This window comes from Psychrobacter halodurans (genome assembly GCF_017498075.1).
Classification (GTDB): Bacteria; Pseudomonadota; Gammaproteobacteria; order Pseudomonadales; family Moraxellaceae; genus Psychrobacter; species Psychrobacter celer.
The window spans coordinates 1-21,703 of record NZ_JAGBKN010000035.1; the positions used below are offsets into that span (position 1 = coordinate 1).

Annotated in this window: 22 protein-coding genes and 1 tRNA gene; 11 read left to right on the forward strand and 12 right to left on the reverse strand. The window is 46.4% G+C overall.

Annotation, left to right across the window (positions count from 1 at the left end; all coding sequences use genetic code 11):
* Positions 1 to 238: 238 nt before the first annotated feature.
* The 4 genes from J3491_RS11185 to J3491_RS11200 form a co-directional block, all read right to left on the reverse strand.
* On the reverse strand, positions 239 to 640 hold the full coding sequence (locus J3491_RS11185) for a hypothetical protein (protein ID WP_207970268.1): 402 nt from the start codon (positions 638 to 640) through the stop codon (positions 239 to 241).
* A gap of 214 nt (positions 641 to 854) precedes the next feature.
* Positions 855 to 1,214, reverse strand: a complete 360-nt coding sequence (locus J3491_RS11190) for a SirB2 family protein (protein WP_207970269.1) — start codon at positions 1,212 to 1,214, stop codon at positions 855 to 857.
* Positions 1,215 to 1,317: 103 nt separating this feature from the next.
* Complete coding sequence (locus J3491_RS11195; RefSeq protein WP_207970270.1) at positions 1,318 to 1,638, reverse strand: BolA family protein; 321 nt, start codon at positions 1,636 to 1,638, stop codon at positions 1,318 to 1,320.
* A gap of 235 nt (positions 1,639 to 1,873) precedes the next feature.
* Positions 1,874 to 2,686, reverse strand: a complete 813-nt coding sequence (locus J3491_RS11200) for a M48 family metallopeptidase (RefSeq protein WP_207970271.1) — start codon at positions 2,684 to 2,686, stop codon at positions 1,874 to 1,876.
* Positions 2,687 to 3,064: 378 nt separating this feature from the next.
* Between J3491_RS11200 and J3491_RS11205 the strand changes: the two genes are divergently transcribed.
* A tRNA-Gly gene (locus J3491_RS11205) sits at positions 3,065 to 3,139 on the forward strand.
* A 204-nt stretch (positions 3,140 to 3,343) separates the two neighbouring features.
* A complete protein-coding gene (locus tag J3491_RS11210) occupies positions 3,344 to 4,135 on the forward strand; it encodes a glucose 1-dehydrogenase (RefSeq protein WP_100750016.1) in 792 nt (263 codons plus the stop codon).
* Positions 4,136 to 4,253: 118 nt separating this feature from the next.
* Here J3491_RS11210 and J3491_RS11215 read toward each other — a convergent pair whose 3' ends face one another.
* The 4 genes from J3491_RS11215 to J3491_RS11230 all read right to left on the reverse strand — a co-directional run bounded on the left by J3491_RS11215 (position 4,254) and on the right by J3491_RS11230 (position 8,191).
* Complete coding sequence (locus J3491_RS11215; protein ID WP_207970272.1) at positions 4,254 to 5,057, reverse strand: SDR family NAD(P)-dependent oxidoreductase; 804 nt, start codon at positions 5,055 to 5,057, stop codon at positions 4,254 to 4,256.
* Positions 5,057 to 6,181: an MBL fold metallo-hydrolase gene (locus tag J3491_RS11220; RefSeq protein WP_207970273.1), complete on the reverse strand. Its 1,125-nt coding sequence runs from the start codon at positions 6,179 to 6,181 to the stop codon at positions 5,057 to 5,059. Before J3491_RS11220 ends, J3491_RS11215 begins: the two co-directional genes overlap by 1 nt.
* A gap of 83 nt (positions 6,182 to 6,264) precedes the next feature.
* A complete protein-coding gene (locus J3491_RS11225) occupies positions 6,265 to 7,191 on the reverse strand; it encodes a LysR family transcriptional regulator (protein WP_207970274.1) in 927 nt (308 codons plus the stop codon).
* A 391-nt stretch (positions 7,192 to 7,582) separates the two neighbouring features.
* The gene (locus J3491_RS11230) at positions 7,583 to 8,191 is read right to left on the reverse strand and encodes a YceI family protein (protein WP_243456370.1); all 609 of its coding nucleotides are present in this window, start codon (positions 8,189 to 8,191) and stop codon (positions 7,583 to 7,585) included.
* Positions 8,192 to 8,629: 438 nt separating this feature from the next.
* On the opposite strand from J3491_RS11230, the gene J3491_RS11235 reads away from it, so the two are divergent.
* The 3 genes from J3491_RS11235 to J3491_RS11245 all read left to right on the forward strand — a co-directional run bounded on the left by J3491_RS11235 (position 8,630) and on the right by J3491_RS11245 (position 10,473).
* The gene (locus J3491_RS11235) at positions 8,630 to 9,010 is read left to right on the forward strand and encodes a DoxX family protein (RefSeq protein ID WP_207970275.1); all 381 of its coding nucleotides are present in this window, start codon (positions 8,630 to 8,632) and stop codon (positions 9,008 to 9,010) included.
* A 169-nt stretch (positions 9,011 to 9,179) separates the two neighbouring features.
* Positions 9,180 to 9,773: an NADPH-dependent FMN reductase gene (locus tag J3491_RS11240; RefSeq protein ID WP_207970276.1), complete on the forward strand. Its 594-nt coding sequence runs from the start codon at positions 9,180 to 9,182 to the stop codon at positions 9,771 to 9,773.
* Positions 9,766 to 10,473, forward strand: coding sequence for a YoaK family protein (locus J3491_RS11245; protein ID WP_207970277.1), 708 nt, complete (start codon positions 9,766 to 9,768; stop codon positions 10,471 to 10,473). The genes J3491_RS11240 and J3491_RS11245 overlap by 8 nt, the downstream gene beginning before the upstream one ends.
* Positions 10,474 to 10,670: 197 nt before the next feature.
* Here J3491_RS11245 and J3491_RS11250 read toward each other — a convergent pair whose 3' ends face one another.
* On the reverse strand, positions 10,671 to 11,006 hold the full coding sequence (locus J3491_RS11250; RefSeq protein ID WP_207970278.1) for a GNAT family N-acetyltransferase: 336 nt from the start codon (positions 11,004 to 11,006) through the stop codon (positions 10,671 to 10,673).
* A 292-nt stretch (positions 11,007 to 11,298) separates the two neighbouring features.
* Here J3491_RS11250 and J3491_RS11255 point away from each other — a divergent pair, with 292 nt between their 5' ends.
* From J3491_RS11255 to J3491_RS11265, 3 genes are all read left to right on the forward strand, one after another.
* A complete protein-coding gene (locus J3491_RS11255; protein ID WP_207970279.1) occupies positions 11,299 to 12,012 on the forward strand; it encodes a pirin family protein in 714 nt (237 codons plus the stop codon).
* 87 nt (positions 12,013 to 12,099) lie between these two features.
* Positions 12,100 to 13,038 (forward strand): pirin family protein, encoded by a 939-nt coding sequence (locus tag J3491_RS11260; RefSeq protein ID WP_207970280.1) that lies wholly within the window; start codon positions 12,100 to 12,102, stop codon positions 13,036 to 13,038.
* A 209-nt stretch (positions 13,039 to 13,247) separates the two neighbouring features.
* Positions 13,248 to 13,859 carry a nitroreductase family protein gene (locus J3491_RS11265; protein WP_207970281.1) on the forward strand — a complete coding sequence of 204 codons (612 nt, stop codon included), beginning with the start codon at positions 13,248 to 13,250 and terminating at the stop codon, positions 13,857 to 13,859.
* Positions 13,860 to 14,065: 206 nt separating this feature from the next.
* Here the strand turns inward: J3491_RS11265 and J3491_RS11270 are convergent, their stop codons facing one another.
* The 3 genes from J3491_RS11270 to nadR all read right to left on the reverse strand — a co-directional run bounded on the left by J3491_RS11270 (position 14,066) and on the right by nadR (position 16,739).
* Complete coding sequence (locus J3491_RS11270) at positions 14,066 to 14,512, reverse strand: Mpo1 family 2-hydroxy fatty acid dioxygenase (protein WP_207970282.1); 447 nt, start codon at positions 14,510 to 14,512, stop codon at positions 14,066 to 14,068.
* A gap of 266 nt (positions 14,513 to 14,778) precedes the next feature.
* A complete protein-coding gene (pnuC, locus tag J3491_RS11275) occupies positions 14,779 to 15,510 on the reverse strand; it encodes a nicotinamide riboside transporter PnuC (protein WP_075100428.1) in 732 nt (243 codons plus the stop codon).
* A gap of 182 nt (positions 15,511 to 15,692) precedes the next feature.
* Entirely contained in the window at positions 15,693 to 16,739 is a 1,047-nt protein-coding gene (gene nadR / locus J3491_RS11280) for a multifunctional transcriptional regulator/nicotinamide-nucleotide adenylyltransferase/ribosylnicotinamide kinase NadR (protein WP_207970283.1), read from the reverse strand.
* A gap of 708 nt (positions 16,740 to 17,447) precedes the next feature.
* Here nadR and J3491_RS11285 point away from each other — a divergent pair.
* The 3 genes from J3491_RS11285 (at position 17,448) to glyS (ending at position 21,459) form a co-directional block, all read left to right on the forward strand.
* Positions 17,448 to 17,660: a PspC domain-containing protein gene (locus J3491_RS11285; protein ID WP_075100736.1), complete on the forward strand. Its 213-nt coding sequence runs from the start codon at positions 17,448 to 17,450 to the stop codon at positions 17,658 to 17,660.
* Between the two features lie 649 nt (positions 17,661 to 18,309).
* Entirely contained in the window at positions 18,310 to 19,356 is a 1,047-nt protein-coding gene (glyQ, locus tag J3491_RS11290; protein ID WP_075100430.1) for a glycine--tRNA ligase subunit alpha, read from the forward strand.
* Positions 19,357 to 19,365: 9 nt separating this feature from the next.
* The gene (gene glyS, locus J3491_RS11295) at positions 19,366 to 21,459 is read left to right on the forward strand and encodes a glycine--tRNA ligase subunit beta (RefSeq protein ID WP_207970284.1); all 2,094 of its coding nucleotides are present in this window, start codon (positions 19,366 to 19,368) and stop codon (positions 21,457 to 21,459) included.
* Positions 21,460 to 21,703 lie beyond the last annotated feature (244 nt).

Consider the following 21,703-nt stretch of genomic DNA (forward strand, 5'->3'; position numbering starts at 1 on the left):
ACAAGGAAAATAGCGCAGATAATATTGAGATATTAGTCAGCTATTTGACACCGTTTGGCCAGATTTAGCCATTTTTAGCCCATTTAGATGGCTATCGATTGAATTGAGGACACGCCCTAGATGTCCTCATAAAAAAGCCAATACGTTGATCGCGTATTGGCTTTTTTATGGTCGTATGAGCAACGATGGTATTTTATCGATTTGACCTCTATCAACTCACCATAGTTTGTTTGTTTATTTATTCGCCATATATCTTGATGCCACTGGCAAAGTTGCAGCGCTGGATGCGCGCGGACTGAACAACGGCATCACGCTCGCCGTAGAGCCGTGATAGCTTGGCATCGCGGGCTTTGGTGTTGTTGCTTTTTCCCACGCCGAAGCTGATATTGGGTGAGATACCCCAGCGGCCCGCTGAGACGCCGACCCCCACGCCAGAGGCAGCGATGGTCGACTGCTGATTGCGCGCCGTTTCGACATAACGATTGATACGGTTGTACTCTTGGCTCAGCGCTTGGCAGTCATAGTTTTGGTAGGTGCTGGGCGGCACATACTGCGGAGTGATATTGCCAGTCGAGGCGCAGCCTGCAAGCGCAAAAATGCCTGCTGAGGCCAGTAATGTCGCGGAAAATAGAGTTTTCATAGTGGCTCCATAAGGCAAGATGGGGGTCATATAAACAGCAAGATCTGTGATAAACGCCGTTGTTTATATTTAAGATAGCAAAAATAAACAGATTAAGATATTGAAAAATATGTCATTTATGAAATATGCCGGCTATAGTCAGTTGCAAACAAAACTGTCATAAGTTCCAAAGCGCTACTGGGATGAGTTTTTCGCAGCCTCCGTAAACAGCGCCTTAAAATAAGTTGGCTGGTTTGACCACAGCAAGTATCACGATACCTGCGTAGGCGATCGCCGATATCAAAATCCCCGTTTTCCTTTGGCCGGGCGTTGCATGATTGTTAAAGGCTTTTATGCTGGCACTGATGGCAGCGACTAGCAAAATAATCTTGGCAAACACCCACTGCACAGGGGCGTTGGCACTCATTAGCTGCATCAACATGATGGCACCTGAGCCGATGACAAGCGCATAAATGATGTGAGTGGCTATCTTCACCGCCTTTGGGGCGCGTCTATTGGCACTCAATACCAGATAGCTTTGATATAAAAACAGAACGATGGTCAGGACGGCCATCAGCATATGTAAATGTTTCATTAAATATCCTTCCCTCTGGGGTGATCCAATCACGCAGCGCTACCGTCACAACGTTCATACGACGCACAGTCATGGTTGATTATTCTGTTATTCTGTCGATGGCTCAGCTGTTTTGACCAGCACACAAGGGGCTATCTGGGCTTTGCCCTTGCCATTCTGTTGGCGTATAGGCATGTATGGCTAAGGCATGCACCGAGCCTCCTTGCGAGGTCAGTAGGGGCGCAACCAAGCCATAAACCAGTTGATGGCGAGCGACCAAACGCTTGCTCTCGAAGGCATCGCTTACGATAGTGAGTTTAAAATGGCTTTCTTTGCCATCAAAGTAGCCTGCATGATTCATCGATTCGTTAATCAGCTCGATATGCTGCGGCTGCAAGCTCTGTAGCTCAGCATAGAGGGCATCAGCGGTAGGCGTGGTACTCATGGATAGCATCCTTTTACGCGATATTGTTTGATAAGGTGGTGTTTGATGAGGTATGGGCACCGATGACGTACTAGCGTCTTGCAGCGATGCTTGAGGTTATTATAGCAGACGCCGATGCGCAAGCCTTAACATTTAGCAGACAATGGAGTATGGCCACTTTTATAAAAAAGCAGAATACAAACCATGGTCTGTACTCTGCTTGACAATCAATCTAATCAGTCATGCTAAATGATGATTAGCGGCGTGCTTTTTGGTAAAGCGGCATGACTTTGGGCATCAATGACTGCAACTGGGCAATGCGATTGCTGCTGCTTGGGTGAGTGCTCAAAAACTGCGGCGGCTCGCCTTGGCTGGCGCGCTGCATTTTTTGCCATAAGCTAATCGCGGCCTGCGGGTTGTAGCCTGCGCGAGCCATTAGCTCAAGGCCAATCTGGTCGGCTTCTGCTTCTTGAGTACGGCCGTGCGGACGACTCAGGCCTAGGTCACCGGCGACATTGGCCAGCTCCGCCTGACCTTGCGAGAGACCAAAGATACTAGCGGCGACGCCAATGCCCGTTTGAGTGGCGTATTGGCGGGAGATACGCTCGCGTGAGTGCTCACGTAATGCGTGAGACATCTCATGTCCCATGATGGCGGCGATTTCATCGTCGGTCAGATTGAGGCGATCGATGATGCCTGAATAAAACATGATTTTGCCACCTGGCATCACAAAAGCGTTAAGTTGATTTGATTTGATCGTGTGTACTTCCCATGGCCATTTTGCCGCATCAGGACGATAGACGCCGACTTGCCCGATTAGACGGTTGGAGATGTTTTTGAGGCGATTGAGCTGGGTTCTATTGGTATCGAGCAAGCCGCGAGCTTTTGCTTCTTGCAAGGTCTTTGCATAGCTTTGCGCTGATAGTTGTAACACCTGCTCATTAGAGACCAAGAGCAACTGCTGACGATCAACGCCCACCGCGCCAGTATTGGTGGTGCTACTACAGCCAGTCAGTGTCAGCGCCGACAAAGACGCGGCCATGACAGTTGTGGTTAGTAATTTTCTCATAATAAACATCCTCACTGTAAATAATAAATAAAGTTGCACAAAGTATAATAATGTTAATAAGCCAAAACCAAGACAGAAAAAGTAACAGTACACCCTATGATTGTAAGTAAACAGCACGCCCAAACACAGTGATAGACATGCATAGCCGTGAGCCCAGCAAATATAACCCTTTATTTGCTAAAATATTTTAGAAAAACTGGCGGATAATACTCATTGTAAAATCAAACGCTTATAGCAGAATCGCTGGTAAATAAAGGCTGGCAGCGAAAATATCTGCAAAAAATGCCAAAAAAGGTGTTGACAGGCTTAGAATTTTTGCTAAAATAGCCAGCCTATCGAGACGGAGTTGTTGTTAACAATAACGCGATTCGATGTTTAGCGGGATTAGCTCAGTGGTAGAGCATAACCTTGCCAAGGTTGGGGTCGAGAGTTCGAATCTCTTATCCCGCTCCAAATATGGCTCTGTTAGAGCACTAAAGCCTCACATTATTGTGAGGCTTTTTTTATGGGTGAAATTTGGCAGCTGGTCAAATCTTACGCAAAAGCGGTTACAAATTACGGATGAATTGATACACGTATTTTAGAGTAAGCGCGCATACTAAGTAACATACGAGGTAACACACGAGACATCATAAATAACAATGATAAGGAATGAGTATGCAAGCGTTTCAACCCAAAGCCTTTTCGGCATTGTTTGATTTGACAGGTAAAACTGCCATCGTCACTGGCGGTGCCAATGGTATTGGTAAAGCCACTGCGCTGCGACTGGCACAAGCTGGCGCCAACATCGTCATCGCCGATCTGAAGATAGAAGATGCCAAGTCGGCGGCCAAAGAAGTCGAAAGCTTTGGGGTCAAGGCTTTGGCCGTAGAGTGTAATATTTTAAAAGACGATGATTTGGTGGCCATGGTCGATAAAACGGTGGCAACTTTTGGCACGGTCAACATATTGATCAGCAACGCTGGCGGCGGTGGCGGCGGGCAAGAAGATCCGTCTAAAATCTCAGTGGATGATTTTCGCCGTGATTTTGAGCTAAATGTCTTTAGCGCTTGGCGTCTGTGTCAGCTGTGTGTGCCGCACATGAAAAAATCCGGCTACGGCTCAATCGTCATCACCACCTCGATGTCGAGTATCAATAAGAGCCCTGACATGAGTGGCTACGCTGCATCAAAAGCGGCAGTCAATCACATGGTGGCAAATTTGGCGCACGATTTTGGTCCTGAGGTGCGTATCAACGCGGTTGGCCCAGGTGCTACGCGTACAGCGGCATTGCAGAGTGTGCTGACGCCTGAGATCGAAGCGCGCATGCTGTCGCACACACCCATCAAGCGTTTGGGCGAGGCAGATGATATCGCAGGCGCCATGCTGTATTTTGCCTCACCTATCTCTGAGTGGGTAAGTGGTCAGACGTTGTTTGTCAATGGCGGCGGCGTACAGACCTTAGATTAACGGGCGCCTAGCACGTAATTGTTCAAGATAAAAAAGCGTCATCCAACCACTGGATGACGCTTTTTATTACTCAGAACTCATTATCAGGCTGCATAGCTGTATTCTTTTTACTTAGCCATTATTTTTTGGCCGAAAACGCCGCGGCCTTGTTGCCTATCCAATTGACCCAGCTGACTGGAAAAAAACGCAGCTGCAGTCTGATGAGGTTTGCCATCACGCCTGGCACCACCAAAAACGATCGGTTTTCCACACCCTTTAGCATGGATTTGACTGCCTCTTCGATATTTAATTCGCCTGCCAGTTTTTTCATACCGACGCCTGCTGCATCCATGACGCCGACCTCAGACTGGGTCAGCGGTGTGTCAATCGGCGGCGGTGCAAAGACCGTGATATCAATGCCTAGCGGTTTCCATTCGTAGTTTAGTGACTGCATCATGCCCCAAATGGCAAATTTAGAAGCACTATAAGAGCTATAGCCATAACTGCCTGTAAACGACGACATAGAAGCGGTGACCATGACCTGATCGCCACGCTCCAAAAACGGCCGCACCGCCGCAAGGACGTTGCGTGTGCCAAATAAGTTGATGTGCATCACGCGTTCAAACTGTGCTTGACTCATCTTATCAAACGTCCATGGACCTGTGATACCTACAAAATGCATCAAAATATCTGGCGGGCACTGAGCCGCTGCGGTAGCAATTTTTGTACTGGTCATCTCAGCATCAGTGACATCCAGCTCATAGGTGCTGATTGAGGCATTGTGCTTATTTAGCCCTTGTAACGCCGATAAGGCATCATCAAGCGGCTGCACATCAAACAATACTAAGTGCGCGCCTTGCTTGATAAGCTGCTTGGCACTCTCAAAGCCGATACCAGAAGCAGCGCCAGTGATATATATGGTCTTGTCGGTGAAATAACGCATCAGGCACCTACCTTTTGTGCGGCGTTATGTTTCATCGAGCCCGCTTGTAGTGTACCAAAGGTGGCCTCACCGATCAGGTGACTGACTTTATGACCAGGAATTAGCCAATAAGGCGTCGCTTCACTGCTCGAAGCACAGTTAGGGAAGTCGGGGTTTTGGGAGGGGCCTGCGATGGTCTTTTCGATGACCATGGAGATATATTGCTCGTTACTGCCTTCTAGGGTGTTGCCGTTTAAGATAACCTCCATACCGGTCTCTTTTGCATAACGGCGGATGGCGTTGACGGTCGAGCACATTGGCGCATAAGCGTCTGCGCCCACGCCGTTTTCTGAGGTGACTCTGATGCCATCGGGCACGCGGGCGACGAGTGAGTGGTTGCCCTCAGTATGGCCTGGGGTATGTACCAGCGCCAGACCTTCACCCAATTGGATACTACCGGTAAACCGAATCACTTTGTCAGGGTCGATGCCATCGATGCCATTAGGGCAATACCAGTCTGCTTGTACGGGCAATAAAGCACTGGCGCTTTGCCACTCACGCTCATGCACCAAAATCTTTGCATTAGGGAAGTAGGCGGCTTGGTCCTTTTTGCCCGAGCCTTTAGTACCGAGCCAGCGGCGGATGTCTTGGGTGTGTAGATGATCATAGCTGATATAATCCACGTCTTCGGGCATAAGGCCCACCTCTGTAAGGGCACCTGCCACATCACGAATGACAGGCGCGACCACATTTTCAAGCGGTGACCAATTCGGCATTTTGTCCGTCAAACGCTTAAAAAAAGGCGTTTCACGATCCGCTTCGATATCAGAAGGAGAGAACAGCAGGGTTTTTAGCTCGCCCAAAAAGTCATGATACTGAATGATAAAAATACGGTTTAAGATATGGATGTAGGGGAATTTATACGTGCTTTGGGTGTAGACGCCGCTGTAGGCGTACCACGTGGGATAGGGCACTCTGACCATATCGGCGCTTTGATAAAACTGTACCGGCGGCTCAGACATCAAGCGCTCTCGAAACGCGCTTGCTTGTTTGCGCGCGGCTCTTAGGCGCTCTTGGGGTAATGGGCTTTGATGAATATCATCAAACTCGTGGATGGCCTTGATACCTAACGATGATAAATCCATAATGCATCTCCTTATGACGGATGGATATCGTTAGATAATACTAGCAGTATTGTTTTAAGGTTTATAGCAATTTTGCTAGACGGCTAAGTTTGTATAAGCCTTTCAGAAAAATTATCCCAATATGGGTCGTCGCCAAACCGCTCGGCAATAAAATCAATCAGATAGCGACAGCGCTGCGATAAAAAACGGTTTTTTGGATACACGGCATAAGCACTGAGTGTCGGCAGTTGATACTGGGGTAGGATCGGCACCAGCTCGCCGCGAGCCAGCCTTTGATAGACGATAAAAGTCGGCATAAACACAATGCCATGACCCTTTACTGCCAAATCGACCAAAAACTCGCCATTGGTGGCTTTTATTTTGGCATCGATAGTGTGGTTGTGCTTTTTGCCTTGAGCGTCCGTCAGCTCTAAATGACTGGTTTTGCTCAGACCGTATTGTAAAAATTCATGGGTCGCCAAGTCAGCCAAAGTCTTAGGCGTGCCCATTTTGCTCAGATAGTCAGGGCTGGCGCAGAGAGCATAACGAATCAGCGCCAGACGCTTGGCCTGATAGCTCGAGTCTTGTAACTCTCTGATACGGATGGCCAACTCATAGCCTTCTTCGATCAAGTCGACATGCCGATCAGAAAAATCCAGCTCAAAACTTAGGTTGGGATGTAGATTGGCATACTCATCAATCACCGCGTTGAGGTGCATCAAGCCAAAAGATAGCGGTGCCGTCATTTTTAAGGTGCCCTCGATGCGAGTGGGCGCGCCGCTGGTTTGCTCATTGAGCGCATCTACTTCACTGAGTATATGCGTCACCTGTTGATAATACTGCTCACCTGCTTGCGTCAAATTGGATTGGCGCGTGGTGCGGCTGATCAGCTGACTGCCGAGGCGAGTTTCTAGCTCCTTTAAGCGGCGGCTGACAGCTGATTTGGCAATATTGAGCTGCTCGGCAGCTTTGGTGATACTGCCCGCTTCGACAATGCGTACAAACATTGCCATATCTTCTAGCTGTCCCATCCTAATTGTCCTCTTGTTGTTTTGACGCATCGTTTTATGGCCAGGCCGAGATAACAACGATACAGTAAGCAGCATGATAGCTAGGTATCTGACTTATTTGGATTCGACTATAGTCGATTCTAAATAAAACAGATACATTATATATCAACGTGAAACTGGTATAAATTTTCCTTGCGTGCTGTGCCTGCGCCGCTCGATGCTGCGTAAAATTTATCCCAGTCCCACTGTATCTTTTTTATACTGAACTCACTATATACAAACGCCAACAGCGCATATTAAGCTTTTTATAGCGTCAAAAAAGCCGAGTTAAAAACTCAGCTTAATTGTAGTACATATCGTGTATTTGTTTTATCTCTAATCGACTATTTGATTTTTATAAGACAAGCCGTCGTTACTTGAGATCGGCCTTTTTACTGCCTTCTACCTGAACGACCAGTTTGATGTTTTTCATCATACCGCCATCGGTATAAGTATTGAGACCCCACTTGGTTCTGTCGATGGTGGTTTCAAAATCGCCGCCGCACGCTTCAGCGTTTAGCAGGGGGCTGTCATAGCAGTTAAACTTAGTGGCTGTCAGCGTCACAGGATGCGTCTGACCCAGCAGTGTTAAGTCACCTGTGACTGATTTGACTTTATTACCATCAAACTGCCAATTGGTAGATTTAAAATAAGCGGTTGGATGCTCTTTGATATTAAAGAAATCCGCAGATTTTAAATGACCATCAAACTCTTTGAGACCTGTGCTCAAGCTGCCCATCGGAATGGTGATACCGATAAAGCCTTTTTGCTCTTTGGGTGCGTACTCAAGAATGCCTGAGAGGTTATAAAAGCCACCAGCATTGGTCGATGTACCAAAATGATCGACAAAAAAGCGCACCGCGGTATGCTTAGGGTCCAGCTCATAGGTCGCTGCCTGACCGACAGTGCTCATCATGCCAAGGGCGCTGATAGCAGCGAAGGCGAGGACACGATTGGCTTGTTTGATAGAAGGGAGCATCATGGTTCATTATCCTTATTTGTGATCGAGAATTGTGGTAGAGCAAAGAGCGCATTGGCTTAACGTTTTCTCATCTATTTCCGTTAAGTAGTGCTTATAGATGTTATGGTTAAGTTTAGCAAAAAAATAGGAGATTTGAGCGCTACTGTCTATTATAAATGTGTCTCTTCGTTGCTTTTTGTAACGCTTGTATGCTGTATAAATAGAGAAAGCCGCTACTATCATTATGCAGAATTATACGGATGGTTGTTCTGATAATCAGAACTTATATTTGTAATTATCATGGTTTATCTACCTATAAGCAACGACTACAATATAGCGGTTACTTAATGAAACAGCTTAAAGGTAAAAAAATCTTTTAAATAAGATGTGGTGCTTAAGCAGGATTTCATGTTACCAGATTTATCATATTGGCCAGATTTATCATATTGGAGAGTTATCATGGACAAATTACAAGAAGTTAGTGCCCCGATTGGTCGTCTATTTTTATCGATGATCTTTATTTTTTCAGGCTTTACCAAGATCACAGGTTATGCGGCAACCCAAGGCTATATGGAGTCAATGGGCGTGCCTGGTATGCTGTTACCATTGGTCATCGCGCTAGAGCTATTTGGCGGTATCGCTATTTTATTGGGTTTCAAAGCGCGCTTGATCGCTTTATTGTTTGTAGGGTTCAATATTATGTCGGCGCTGATGTTTCATCAGTTTTGGCTCGATGAGTCGCAAATGAACCCATTTATGAAAAACATCGCGATGGCGGGTGGTTTTTTACTGATATTTGCTCATGGCCCAGGTGCCTATTCAATCGATCATAAAAAATAAGCAGCGCGCTGAGCTCTTATCGTTTACGTTAAGCGCTTAAGTTGACAGTTTAGCGTTAAGAAAAAAGATATAAAAGCGCGGTATAGTATGATGATGCAAGCAGCCAATGTCTTTTTTGTGAGCTGTCATTTAGTCGTCATTGATAAATGGTTTGTTATAAGAAGTTGTTATGCGCGAATCAATAACCATTGCTCTTATCATCGGTAGCTTGCGTAAAGATTCTATCAATCGTAAGTTTGCCGAATATGTCGTGTCGCAAATGCCGTCAGGTGTCACGATAAACGAAGTCAATATCGCTGATTTGCCGCTTTATAATCAAGACTATGATGGGACCACAATCGACAGCTACGAGCGCGTCCGTCAGCAATTAAAGGCCGCGGATGCGGTGCTGATTGTCACGCCCGAGCACAATCGCACGATGCCAGCGGCACTCAAAAACGTTATCGACATCGCCTCGCGTCCCTACAAGCAAAGCGTGTGGGCGGATAAAAAAGTCGCTGTTATGACGGCATCTCCTAGTAGCTATGGCGGTATCAACAGTGGGCTTGATGTCCGTAAAAGCATGCAGATGCTCTCGGCACAAATGATGATCCGCCCTGAGGTACATCTAAGCCGAGCGACCGACAGTCTAAATGAAGACGGTAGTGTCAGTGAGCGTACCCAAAAATATCTGCAAAAATTCGTCGAAGCGTTTGTTGACTTTGTTGCCATTGCCGACAGCCGTGACGCAGATAGCAATAATGTAGGACGTACGGGTGCTTAGTACAACTGCTAAGTCGCCGAGCTTTTGGCAGCGCTATCGTGCGCCTGTGTTATTGACGGTGGTCGGCGGTGCGATTGATACCATCGGTTTTATCACTCTTTTTGGGTTTTTTACCGCTCATGTCACAGGCAACTTGGTATTGGCAGGCAGCGGTTTGGTCAAAGGCGAGGACGGTCTGTGGATCAAGCTGGCTTCTGTGCCGCTGTTTATTTTGACGGTCGTTGTGACCAAAGTCTATATCGATAACAGTCGCCAGCAGCGGCTGATACTGACTCATTTGCTATTGGCAGAGGCAGTGTTTCTCACCGCGTTTATGATAGCAGGATTGTCCTTCCAGCCGTTTACGGATGGCAATAGTATCACCGTTGCGATTACTGGTGGCTTGGGTTTGACGGCCTTGGCGATTCGCAATACAGCCAGCAAAACCGTCATCAAACACATGAGTCCAACGGTGCTGATGACGGGCAACACCACTCAGTTAGGCATTAATTTATCAGACTATCTTGCCAATAGGACCCTCGATAACGCCAAAAAACTTGCGCATAGCTCAGCGCTAGTGAGCAGTTTTGTCATTGGCGCGTTATTGGGTGCACTGCTTTATGTCAAATTAAGCTACTGGGCTGTCGGTCTATTTGTATTGCCTGTGCTGTATTTAGCATGGCTGGCTCGTGACAAAAGCTTTTTGCAAAATATAGGCTAAGACTCTAAGCGCCAAACCCATTTGGCACTCTGCACTAGCACTACTCGCCGCCACACCTAAAAAAACGCCATGTTATTTAGCATGGCGTTTTTGGTTTTACAGACGGTTTTTAACATAGTCAATCCGACCTAACATTGGCACACTTTATACCAGTAGGACGATACCTATTTAAAAAAAGATTAACTATACCCGAAGCTCTATGGCGCAGCGTTATGAAACACCGAGTTGTCTTGGTATTCTGGATGTTTGTCGATATACGCTTTGACATAAGGGCAGGTGGGTTTGACGCGTAAGCCTTTGGCGGCAGCGTCGTCTAAGATGGTCTTGACCAAATAGCCTGCGATACCGCGTCCGCCCAACGCCTCTGGCACTTCGGTATGTTTGTATTCAATGCCTTTTTCACCAGTACTTGTGGTAAAAAAATCATAGGCTTCAAACGCGATGTGCCCATCGATATGCATCTCAAAGCGTTTTTCATCTGTATTATCGACCAGCTCGTACTGTAGCGGCTGTTTTTTTGCATCGTCCGACATGGTTGCGCTCCTTGTATGGCGAATATATTTGATGACACATTTATAAACTTAACTTAACCTAAATTGGCTAATATTAGTCATGCTAACAGTTTATGCTGATGTTTCTGTTATGTTTGTATTAACATCAGCATCAACATCAGTAGTTTTTATTGTTCTAAATATAAGAATAGTTATTTGCGATTGGCTTTGTTTATCTATGATAAGACAACAATTATAATAGCATCATTACATAGACAAGCGCGTTAATGAGCAGTGTTAAACCAGTTAACGTACGACGATATAAGGATTTATTATGCAAACTATCTATCATGCAGCAGACTCTCGCGGCGATGCCGACCACGGCTGGCTTAAAAGCCGTCACACGTTTAGCTTTGCCAACTATCACAATCCAGCGCGTATGGGTTTTGGCGCGCTACGTGTCATCAACGATGATTTTGTCATCGGTGGTCAAGGTTTTGGCAGACACTCACATCGTGATATGGAAATCATCAGTATTCCGTTATCGGGCAAGCTCGGTCATGGCGACAATATCGGCAACGAAGGCATCATCGAAACGGGCGAAATCCAAGTGATGTCGGCAGGGACGGGTATCACTCATAGTGAGATGAACGGCGATGCCAATGAGCCTGTGAAATTTTTACAGATTTGGGTCATTCCAAACAAAATGAATGTCACGCCGCGCTATCAGCAGTTGCGTATGGATGACATCCTGCAGCCAAATGAGTTTAACCAAGTACTGTCACCCAATGCCGACGATGCTGGCGTGTGGATTCATCAAAATGCGTGGTTTAGCATCGGCGACTTTGACAAAGGTGTGACACAGACCTATGACTTAAAAGACCTTAACAACGGCGTGTATATCTTTGTCATTAGTGGTCAGGTTGTGGTAAACGGTAACACTTTAGATACCCGCGATGGTCTTGGTGTTTGGGATACTAAAAGTTTTACGATGGATGTCGCTGAAGACGCTAAAGTCCTTGTCATGGAAGTACCTATGAGCTTTTAGGAGCTTTAAAAGGTGGCGGCGCTATGGTCATCATCTTTGACACCAGCTAACACACATTATTGATAAGTTGATAATAAGAGGTGAGTCATGAGTATTAAAACCCTAGAGCCGCGTTTGGCCGATGTTGGCGGTATTCCTATCGCCCGTCTGTTACCTAATACCGGCAAAAAACCGATCGGTGCGTGGTGCTTTTTGGATCATGCAGGTCCTGCTGAGTTTGAGGACGGTGACGCTGGCATGCAAGTGGGCCGTCATCCGCATACCAATTTGCAAACCTTTAGCTGGATGTTAGATGGCGAAGTGCTACACAAAGACAGCTTGGGCAACGAGCAAGTAATTACCAAAAACCAAGTCAATGTCATGACCGCAGGTACAGGGTTGACCCAAGGTATCAGTCATACCGAGCAAAGTGTCTTTCCGGATACGGGCGGTTCGCCAGATGCGGCGCGCGCGCTGAGTATGGTGCAGCTGTGGATTGCTCTACCGACAGACCAAAAAATCGAGCGCGGTTTTCATCATTATCCAGAGCTACCGACGTGGACGGAAAATAATGTAGAGATGATATTGACCACGGGCAACTACACCAGCGTCACAGGCGAGCGCTACGAAGCGCCAACGATACAGTACTCCAAAATGGTCGGTATCGATGTGTACTGGCTAGAGGATGGCGAGGTCACCCTAACGCTAGAGCCTGGTTTTGAATACGGTATCTTAGTCAGTGAAGGGCAGATCGAGTCTGAAGGCAAAATCTGTGAGCAAGATCAGCTATTTCGCTTCCACGATAGTGATGTCGAAAACAACGAAAGCATCAAGCTGGTCGCCAAAAAAGGCACACGGGTGATGTTTATCGGCGGTGAGCCCTTAAACAATCAAGTGCTGCTGTGGTGGAACTTTGTCGCTGATAATAAAGAAGAAATTGAGCAGTCTATCATCGATTGGAACAACGGCCATGAGCGCTTTGGTAATGTCGACTCTGATATGAAACGTCTGCCCGCTCCAGCGCTGCCTGACGGTTTTAAAGGGTGATTTGACAATACGAATTGTTAATTTATCTTTTATAGTTCACGTTATTGTGAAGATTTTTTACAAAATTTGAATATAGATCGGTCGGTGTTGCTTTTACAATCGAATGACGATCAAGCAAGTTTTACTATTTTTACTATTTTTACTATCGACTCATTTTAAAACACATACTTTATATACAACCTAAATATTTAACTCGACGGAGTCCTATTATGTCAGACCTAACCACTTTACAAAATCTTGCCGAAAAACGCCGCTCTATCTATGCCTTGAGCGATCAACTACCAGTCTCTAAGGATGAGATTGTAAAATTGGTAGAGCACGCTATTTTGCACACGCCTTCCGCCTTCAACTCTCAGTCAGCCCGTATCGTTGTCTTGTTCGATGAGGACCATAAAAAACTGTGGGACATCACCGAAGAGACGTTGAAGGTCATCGTGGGTGACGACGAGAAATTCCAAGGTACAAAAGATAAAATCGCAGGCTTTAAGGCCGGTGCTGGTACGATATTGTTTTTTGAAGACAAAGGTGTGGTCAGAAGTATGCAAGAAGCGGCCCCTTTATATGCGGACAAATTCCCAATCTGGGCACATCAGACCAGCGCCATGCATCAGTATGTGATTTGGACGGCATTGGCAAGCATCGATGTTGGCGCTAACTTGCAGCATTATAATCCAGTGATCGATCAGCAGGTTGCCGATACTTGGAATATCGCTGATGATTGGGAGCTAAATGCGCAGATGGTATTTGGTGCCATCGAGCAGCCAGCTGGTGATAAAGAGTTTAAGCCAGTAGAGGAGCGTATGAAGGTGTTTGGTAAATAAGCACCAAAGCTCGGTAATATGAGAGATAAAAAACCAAAAAAGCGCCATCCAGCTCATGGGTGGCGCTTTTTTTAGGGTGAAGAAATCAAGTGATTTATCGTCGTACAGCTTCGATGGCATAAAGACAAAACCATATAAACGAAAAGAACAGGTATAAAAACCGTCAGAATACCAACCCTGAGCACATAATGCGCTCCACCGGATGGTTAGCTACTGTTTTTGTTACCCATCAGGCTATTGGCCACCCATGCAGGGCCGATTAATAAAAACTGTAAATCTTCAAAAAATGAGGGTTTTTTGCCTTCGATTTTGTGACCGATAAACTGCCCAATCCAAGCCACAACAAAGACACCTGCCCAGACCTTAAAGCCCCACGGTAGTAAGGTCATGACAGACAGGCAGATAAGGATAAACATGCCCATCGCCAAAAATAACGGCGTGGACAAACGCATGTAGAACAGCAAGACCAAGGCACTAAGCACTAAGGTAAACCAAACGGATAGCGACATACCCATCCCAAGCAAACTAATAAAGATGGTCGGCACGCAGAGCCAATGGATTTTTTTGTTGATTAGGTTTTGGTGGCTGACAGAGTACTCACTGAGCCACTGCTCAAGTGTGCGTTTTGACATGCGGGGCGGACGACGAGACATACTAACCTCCTTGTTAGTCATTAAGATACGACACTCCTCTCCCACATCAGAGCGTCTCTAGTATCATTTGTAGCACTAATTGGGTTTCTCTACCATAGTATCTGATAGACGGTTCAGTCAGCGCTGAGCATTTCTCTCACTTTTGGCTTTACTATGGCGGTTCTTTGGTCTGTCAGGTCTGTCAGCTTTATCCTAGATGCGATAGGGTTTATCAAAAGCGTCTAAGCCATATATCTAAGTCATCTGAGCCCTATTATTTCAGTATATTAGCTTCTCTCGCTACGGTGCCATTCATACAGACCGATAAAGGAGTTGACTTGATAGATCATGGTCTGAATGGCAAAAATGTAGTTGCCAGACATAAGATTGACAATGAGCCAAACAAAATTGACGATAATCCACAGCCACCAGTTAAACGAATAGCGCAAAATCATGGCGGCTTGGGCGGTGATCGAGAGCACAAAGGCGAGGACATTGATCCAAAAAAAAGAAATAAAGCCTAAAAATAGACTGTTGTCGTCTTCAACCACCGCATAACCATAGCTGGCTAAAAGGTCGTTGACGGTAGGAAATAGCGCCAGCCCAATCACAATAAAGGCAATGGTAATCAGCCAAACGGCTTTGCTGGCAGACTTGGGTATCATGTCGCCGTCAGGGTCGGTGTGCTTTGACCAATAAAAAATACCATAGACATGGGTAAAAAAGTTAAACAGAGGCGCCAGCATCAAACCCACCGCGCCCGAGGTTGCCTGCACCACCACTTCACCTGCAGTGGCGGCCATGCCAAAGCCATTGCCCAAGACGTTTTTGCGAAATGATAGCGATACCACACAAATCAAGCCGATAAAGGACACCGCCAAATAAAACCAATCTAGGGTAGTATGATCGGTGGTCAACCAAAAGCCTGCTGATAAAGCAATCACGCCGCAGATAAACCAAGTGATGATCCACTGCATGGCCCACTTACCAGTGATGTTGTCTAATAGCTGAATACGCATAGGTTTTTCCTAAAATAAATGTTGGGAGCGGCTTGTTTGACTGTTGTGGTTTTGACTCTTTTACAAGCCACTTCTTTTATAATATGCTGTTTTTATTATGTATTTTTACTTTGCTTGTCTTTTACTTCATCTGTCTTTTACTTTATCTGTTTTTTATTTGGCGTTGACTCACCGCGCTTTGTTTATTGGTTTTTGTTATAGACATATCGATCGATAAAACGTAACGCTTGCCGATAGCGAGCATCATAATCAGGCGCATCGATCAAATGCGGCTCGATACCATGGCGGGTAAAGATATCGACCAGCCGCTGCTCAAAGCGCCCGCGTGCCTCAGGGGTGCCCAGTGAGCGCATGCCGTCATCTACCCATGGCGTATTGTTGTCTAGCATGATGGTATGGTCCAAGCGAAACTCATCAATACATGCGGCCACAAACGGGTGGCTGCGACCTTCGTACTCTTCACAAAACGCCTGCGTGGTCACAAAATCAGTATCGACAATGGTCACAGGGGCAGTCGCTACGGCTGCGGCCTCTCGAATCGCCTGAGCATGATTGAGGGCGATGGGGCCATAGTCACTGTACTGCAGCCCAATCTCGCTACCACCCAAGTCCGTACCGACGTATAAACGTCCCATCTCTAACGCAAAGCTTGCGCCATAATAGTTGGCAAGCTTATGTACCAAGGTTGTTTTCCCTGAGCTTTCACCGCCGACGATCGCGACCGTCTTTGTGTAATCACCGCGTGCTTGAGGGTGAATCGCTGGCCAATGGGCGATAGGATCGCGAGCGATGGCATATGAGTCAAACGCGGGCTGTAGCGCCGTCGTCACCACGGGCATCTGCAGGTGTTCTGTGATATGGGATTTGGCTAAAGGATGGTTTTGTGCCACAAACAGCACCGCTTCTGCAGGCAACGTGAGCGCTTGGCTCAGACGATGCAGCTTGGCATTGCTGGCTGGGATATCGATGTGCACTTCATCAAAGCTGTCATGAAGCGGCAGGGCAATCTCATGGGTGGTATGAATGTGAATAAAAGGCAGGTCAGCACAGGCCATCTGTAGCCAGCGCGCCTTGTCTTGTAGCGTAATACTAAAGTCTGGATGCGGCGTCGGGTGTGCTGTGATGACGATATGCAGTATTTTAGCTTGCCCTGCGGCCTCCAAAATACTGCGCATTTGCCCCAGATGTAGTGGTTCAAAATGACCAATCATCAACCCCGTATCGTACATAGCAATCCTTGTTGGTTTTTAATAAGCGTTTTTATAAAAGTAAGACAATCTGCATGGTATAAAGGTTTTGGTCGATTTGCAGGTAGGTTATTGTAAACAAGCGCTGATAAAGGTTGTTTTTATTAAACAGGCGTTAAGCGGTGATAAAACAATGTGGCTAGGGTATCGGCAGTTTAAAATAAAATCGATACGCTCATATGAATGTGCAACTGGTATAAATTTTCCTTGTGTACTGTTATCACAGAGGCTGCAAAAAACGACTTGTCGTCTCGCTGTATTGTTTTGATATCGGATTGCCTATAAACCTATAAACACAATCATCAGTATAACCAGAAAAATCATATAAGCGTATCTGGTTGATTGTGCTTGGTATTTTAGAGTAGGTAGGCAGTGAAAGTAAGGTTTTGGCAACAAATCCATTTTTGAAACATTTTGAAATAATTATTTAAAATCAGTGGCTTACAGGCAATTAGGACAGATTAGGGCAAGCTTAGGTAGCATAAACTCACAAAGCACTGGTACATCTTCAACAGACCATAAGAAAATAGTTGCTATACTGATTTGTAAGTTAGAAAGACTACAGATTAAGCCTAACTAAAAGACATAAGATAAAAAATACAATGCGAAAAATATAAGGTAAAAATAGCGGTCTTTTATTTAGGTTCAAATAACAAGAAATAGAAAACATAAAATAGAGAGGTATTGGATTTGGCTAAATTAGCAAAATTACATCGCTCGCAAAACAATCGTATGATAGCAGGGGTGATGGGCGGTATTGCAGAATACGTCGGTTGGTCGCCTACTTGGGTAAGAGTATTGTTTGTGATTGTGTCTTCACTGAGTGCAGCGGTTCCAGGTATCTTAATTTATATTATTTTATGGATTATCATGCCAAAAGCCACTCATGAGTCTTATCAGTAGCGCCCAATAGGCTGATATTTCATAGATTGACATACAAACGGTTTGTACCCAGCTTTGCTTGTATTAAAACTTATATTAAAATCTGTATCAAAAGACAAGCGTCACCAAATAAGCGTTACTAAAAAAACAAAAAGCCTGACCCATCAGGATACCAGCGACATACTTTTCCTCCTGCCCAGATGCTCACGCATTTGGGTATTTTTTTGTTTTTGCCTTTATGGTCAATTGAAAATAAAACTGTTATATAAACTTAAACGCGCTACTGGTATAAATTTTACTTGCGTGCTGCGTTCCCAGAGGCTGCGCAAAATTCATCCCAGTAGCGCTATGTTCTTCTTAGAGTGCATCGACTATATGGTCAATTGAAAAAATGGTTATAAGTTGAGAGGTGCGACGGGTATAGGGTTTATGTGCGTGCTGTGTTTACGCTGCTCGATAGACATAAATACCCTCGATGCCATTTGATATGGGGCATAGCGCACGGTATTTGGACAGGTAGCATAAATTTAGTTGCGGTAAATATGGATAAAATGGTCAATTTTTAGTAAGGTGAGCAGGCAAATAGAGTCGTTGCCAAATAGGCAATACGAGCGCTATCAATATTTCATAATACTCATTCCACAGTGGCTTTATTAAGATGCCCCAAACTATGACAATCCAAACTATGACATCACAAGCGAAAGATTCTCAACCGATGACGTTTCAAGATCTCATCCTAACCTTGCAAAATTATTGGGCTGACAAAGGCTGCGTGGTCTTGCAGCCTTACGATATGGAAGTCGGTGCCGGTACCTTTCATACGGCGACGTTTTTGCGCTCGCTTGGCCCTGAGCGCTGGAATGCCGCTTATGTGCAGCCATCACGCCGCCCGACAGATGGCCGCTACGGTGACAACCCAAACCGCTTGCAGCACTATTACCAGTTTCAAGTGGTGCTCAAGCCCAATCCGCCCAATATCCAAGAGCTGTATTTGGACTCACTGCGCGCCATCGGTATCGATCCGCTGGTTCATGACGTGCGTTTTGTCGAAGACAACTGGGAGTCGCCAACGCTTGGGGCGTGGGGTCTGGGCTGGGAGATTTGGCTAAACGGTATGGAAGTCACGCAGTTTACCTATTTTCAGCAAGTGGGCGGCATTGAGTGCTTTCCAGTCACCGGCGAGATTACTTACGGTCTTGAGCGTCTAGCGATGTATGTACAAGGCGTCGATAGCGTCTATGATTTGGTTTGGGCGGATGGTGAGTTTGGCCGCGTGACCTATGGCGATGTCTTTCATCAAAACGAAGTGGAGCAGTCCACTTATAACTTTGAGCACGCCGATGTGCCGATGATGGGGCAGATGTTTGATTTTTATGAGCAGCAGGCTGATAAGCTTGTGGCCGAAGGACTGCCGCTGCCAGCCTATGAGATGGTACTCAAAGCCTCTCACGCCTTTAACCTACTGGACGCTCGTGGCGCCATTTCTGTGACGGAGCGTCAGCGCTTTATTTTGCGTGTCCGTACCTTGGCGCGCAAAGTGGCCTTTGGTTATGTTGAAGCGCGTGCCAAGCTTGGCTTCCCATTGGCTGATGAAGAACATCGCCAAGCAGCGCTCGATAAGTATCTACCAAAAGCACCAGAAGAAGACGCGGCAGCAGACGATGTGACAGGCGATAAAGCCGTGACCAACAACCACCAATCTACCAACGACAAATAGGAGCATCCCATGAGTACTATTTTATTTGAACTGGGGTGTGAAGAGCTACCTCCAAAAAGCCTAAAACCGCTACGCGATGCCTTGCAAACGAGTGTCACCGAGCAACTAAAAGACGCCGATATCAGTTTTGATGGCATCAAATCCTTTGCCGCACCGCGCCGTTTGGCGATTCAGATCACAGGAATTAGCGATAAGCAGCCTGATCGTACCGAGCAAAAACGTGGCCCTGCGATTAAAGCAGCGTTTGATAGCGACGGTAACCCAACCCGCGCAGCGATGGGCTTTGCTAAGGGTTTAGGGGTTGAGGCCAGCGAGCTGATAACGATTAACACCGATAAAGGGGATTATGTCGGCTACGAGCAGACCATTCACGGTCAAGCGACCACGGAACTGCTACCGAGTATCTTTCAGACGGCATTAGATAGTCTGCCAATTGCCAAGCGTATGCGCTCAGGTAGCAGCCGTGATGAGTTTGTGCGTCCGGTACAGTGGGCAGTCTTGATGCAAGACGATGCGGTGATTGATGCCACTATCCAAGGGCATCAAACCAGCAATCAAACCCGTGGTCACCGCTTCCATAGCCCTGACTATCATAAAATTGCTCATGCTACCGACTACGAGTCGCTACTAACTGATCTAAAAGTGGTGGCCGATTTTGATAAGCGTCAAATGCTTATCAAAAACCAAGTCAAAGCACTGGCCGATGAAGTCAATGCCGATGCCATCGTACCGCAAGAGCTGCTAGATGAAGTGACCGCGCTGGTTGATTTCCCGATTGCGCTTAGAGCAAGCTTTGAGGCGCGCTTTTTGCAAGTGCCGCAAGAGGCGCTAATCTCCACCATGCAAGCGGATCAAAAGTATTTTTGCTTAACCGATAAAGCAGGTAAGTTGCAGCCGTACTTTATTTTTATCACCAATATTGAGTCAAAAGACCCGAATAAAATCATCGAGGGCAATGAAAAAGTCGTGCGGCCGCGCTTGGCTGATGCCGAGTTTTTCTTTTTGCAAGATCAAAAACAGCCACTGTTTGCTTTGACCGAGAGCTTAAAGACTCGCGTTTTCCAAGACAAGCTCGGTACGATTTGGGAAAAGTCTGAGCGTATCGCCAAGCTTGCTGCCTTTATCGCCACCTTGATGCAGCAGCAAGGCCACGATATTGAGGTCGAAGACACCGTGCGCGCTGCCATCTTGTCCAAAGCCGATCTAGCAAGCTCGCTGGTCGGTGAGTATCCGGAGCTGCAAGGTATCGCCGGAACTTACTATGCGCGCTTAAATGGTGAGCCTGCGGCAGTTGCGGCCAGCCTGCAGGAGCAGTATTTGCCAAAGTTTAGCGGGGATGTATTGCCGCAGACGCCGATTGGTATTTGTCTGGCATTGGCTGATCGTTTGGATACGCTGGTCGGTATTTTTGCCATTGACCAAGCACCTACCGGCTCAAAAGATCCGTTTAGTCTGCGCCGCTCGGCCATTGGTATTTTGCGTATCTTGATCGAAAAACAGCTACCGATCAATCTTGCCGCTTTGGTTGAGCAAGCGGTTAAAGGCTATAGCACCAGCGATGGCAGTAAGATTGCCAAAATGGGTGATACTTTTACCCAAGTGATGGGCTTCTTAAATTCTCGCTATCGGGCGATGTACACCGAGCAAGGTGTGAGCGTCGATACCATCCAAGCGGTGCAAGCGATCCAGCCGCATATGCCGCTGGATTTTGATCAGCGTATTCGAGCGGTACAAGCGTTTAGTGAGCTGGCTCAAGCTGAAAAACTTGCCGATTCAAACAAGCGGGTGGCAAATATATTGGCCAAGTCAGAGGTCAGCGTGGCAGATAACGTCGACGAGGCGCTATTGTCTGAGACTGCTGAGCAAGAATTGTATCAGGCTGTCCAACAAGCGCAAACAGCGGTCAAGCCTTTGCTAGAAACCGCTGACTATACGCAAGTCTTGCAAACGCTGGCAAGTCTGGATGCGCCTTTGACGCAGTTTTTCGCTGATGTCATGGTCAACAGTGAAGATGCAGCGCTAAAAAATAACCGCTTGGCGCTGCTCAAGCAAGTGCGAGCGCTGTTTTTGACCGTGGCTGATATCAGTGAATTACAGCTATAGCGCGCTCGTTGTCGCTAAGATATAGTCAGGTCAATATGAAAAGGATACAGCGAGACTGGGATAAGTTTTTTGCCGCACCTATCGGCGCAGCACCGAACGCAAGGAAATTTGTACCAGTCTAGCGAGTTTATGCCGTGTATCTCGTTTATTTAGGGCGTGTCCTCATTTTAAAAATGGCGATAAAAATGAGATAAATCGCCGTCAAACAAGGAAAATAGCGCAGATAATATCGAGATATTAGTCA

What these genes read in the sequence shown, in the direction of transcription:
- J3491_RS11240 (WP_207970276.1), top strand. Translation starts at nt 9,180, where the DNA reads ATGCGCGAATCAATAACCATTGCTCTTATCATCGGTAGCTTGCGTAAA.
- J3491_RS11230 (WP_243456370.1), bottom strand. Translation starts at nt 8,191, where the DNA reads ATGATGCTCCCTTCTATCAAACAAGCCAATCGTGTCCTCGCCTTCGCT.
- J3491_RS11195 (WP_207970270.1), bottom strand. Translation starts at nt 1,638, where the DNA reads ATGAGTACCACGCCTACCGCTGATGCCCTCTATGCTGAGCTACAGAGC.
- J3491_RS11250 (WP_207970278.1), bottom strand. Translation starts at nt 11,006, where the DNA reads ATGTCGGACGATGCAAAAAAACAGCCGCTACAGTACGAGCTGGTCGAT.
- glyQ (WP_075100430.1), top strand. Translation starts at nt 18,310, where the DNA reads ATGACAATCCAAACTATGACATCACAAGCGAAAGATTCTCAACCGATG.
- J3491_RS11190 (WP_207970269.1), bottom strand. Translation starts at nt 1,214, where the DNA reads ATGAAACATTTACATATGCTGATGGCCGTCCTGACCATCGTTCTGTTT.
- glyS (WP_207970284.1), top strand. Translation starts at nt 19,366, where the DNA reads ATGAGTACTATTTTATTTGAACTGGGGTGTGAAGAGCTACCTCCAAAA.
- J3491_RS11220 (WP_207970273.1), bottom strand. Translation starts at nt 6,181, where the DNA reads ATGGATTTATCATCGTTAGGTATCAAGGCCATCCACGAGTTTGATGAT.
- J3491_RS11210 (WP_100750016.1), top strand. Translation starts at nt 3,344, where the DNA reads ATGCAAGCGTTTCAACCCAAAGCCTTTTCGGCATTGTTTGATTTGACA.
- J3491_RS11185 (WP_207970268.1), bottom strand. Translation starts at nt 640, where the DNA reads ATGAAAACTCTATTTTCCGCGACATTACTGGCCTCAGCAGGCATTTTT.
- J3491_RS11200 (WP_207970271.1), bottom strand. Translation starts at nt 2,686, where the DNA reads ATGAGAAAATTACTAACCACAACTGTCATGGCCGCGTCTTTGTCGGCG.
- J3491_RS11265 (WP_207970281.1), top strand. Translation starts at nt 13,248, where the DNA reads ATGTCAGACCTAACCACTTTACAAAATCTTGCCGAAAAACGCCGCTCT.
- J3491_RS11225 (WP_207970274.1), bottom strand. Translation starts at nt 7,191, where the DNA reads ATGGGACAGCTAGAAGATATGGCAATGTTTGTACGCATTGTCGAAGCG.
- J3491_RS11255 (WP_207970279.1), top strand. Translation starts at nt 11,299, where the DNA reads ATGCAAACTATCTATCATGCAGCAGACTCTCGCGGCGATGCCGACCAC.
- pnuC (WP_075100428.1), bottom strand. Translation starts at nt 15,510, where the DNA reads ATGCGTATTCAGCTATTAGACAACATCACTGGTAAGTGGGCCATGCAG.
- J3491_RS11235 (WP_207970275.1), top strand. Translation starts at nt 8,630, where the DNA reads ATGGACAAATTACAAGAAGTTAGTGCCCCGATTGGTCGTCTATTTTTA.
- J3491_RS11270 (WP_207970282.1), bottom strand. Translation starts at nt 14,512, where the DNA reads ATGTCTCGTCGTCCGCCCCGCATGTCAAAACGCACACTTGAGCAGTGG.
- J3491_RS11260 (WP_207970280.1), top strand. Translation starts at nt 12,100, where the DNA reads ATGAGTATTAAAACCCTAGAGCCGCGTTTGGCCGATGTTGGCGGTATT.
- nadR (WP_207970283.1), bottom strand. Translation starts at nt 16,739, where the DNA reads ATGTACGATACGGGGTTGATGATTGGTCATTTTGAACCACTACATCTG.
- J3491_RS11215 (WP_207970272.1), bottom strand. Translation starts at nt 5,057, where the DNA reads ATGCGTTATTTCACCGACAAGACCATATATATCACTGGCGCTGCTTCT.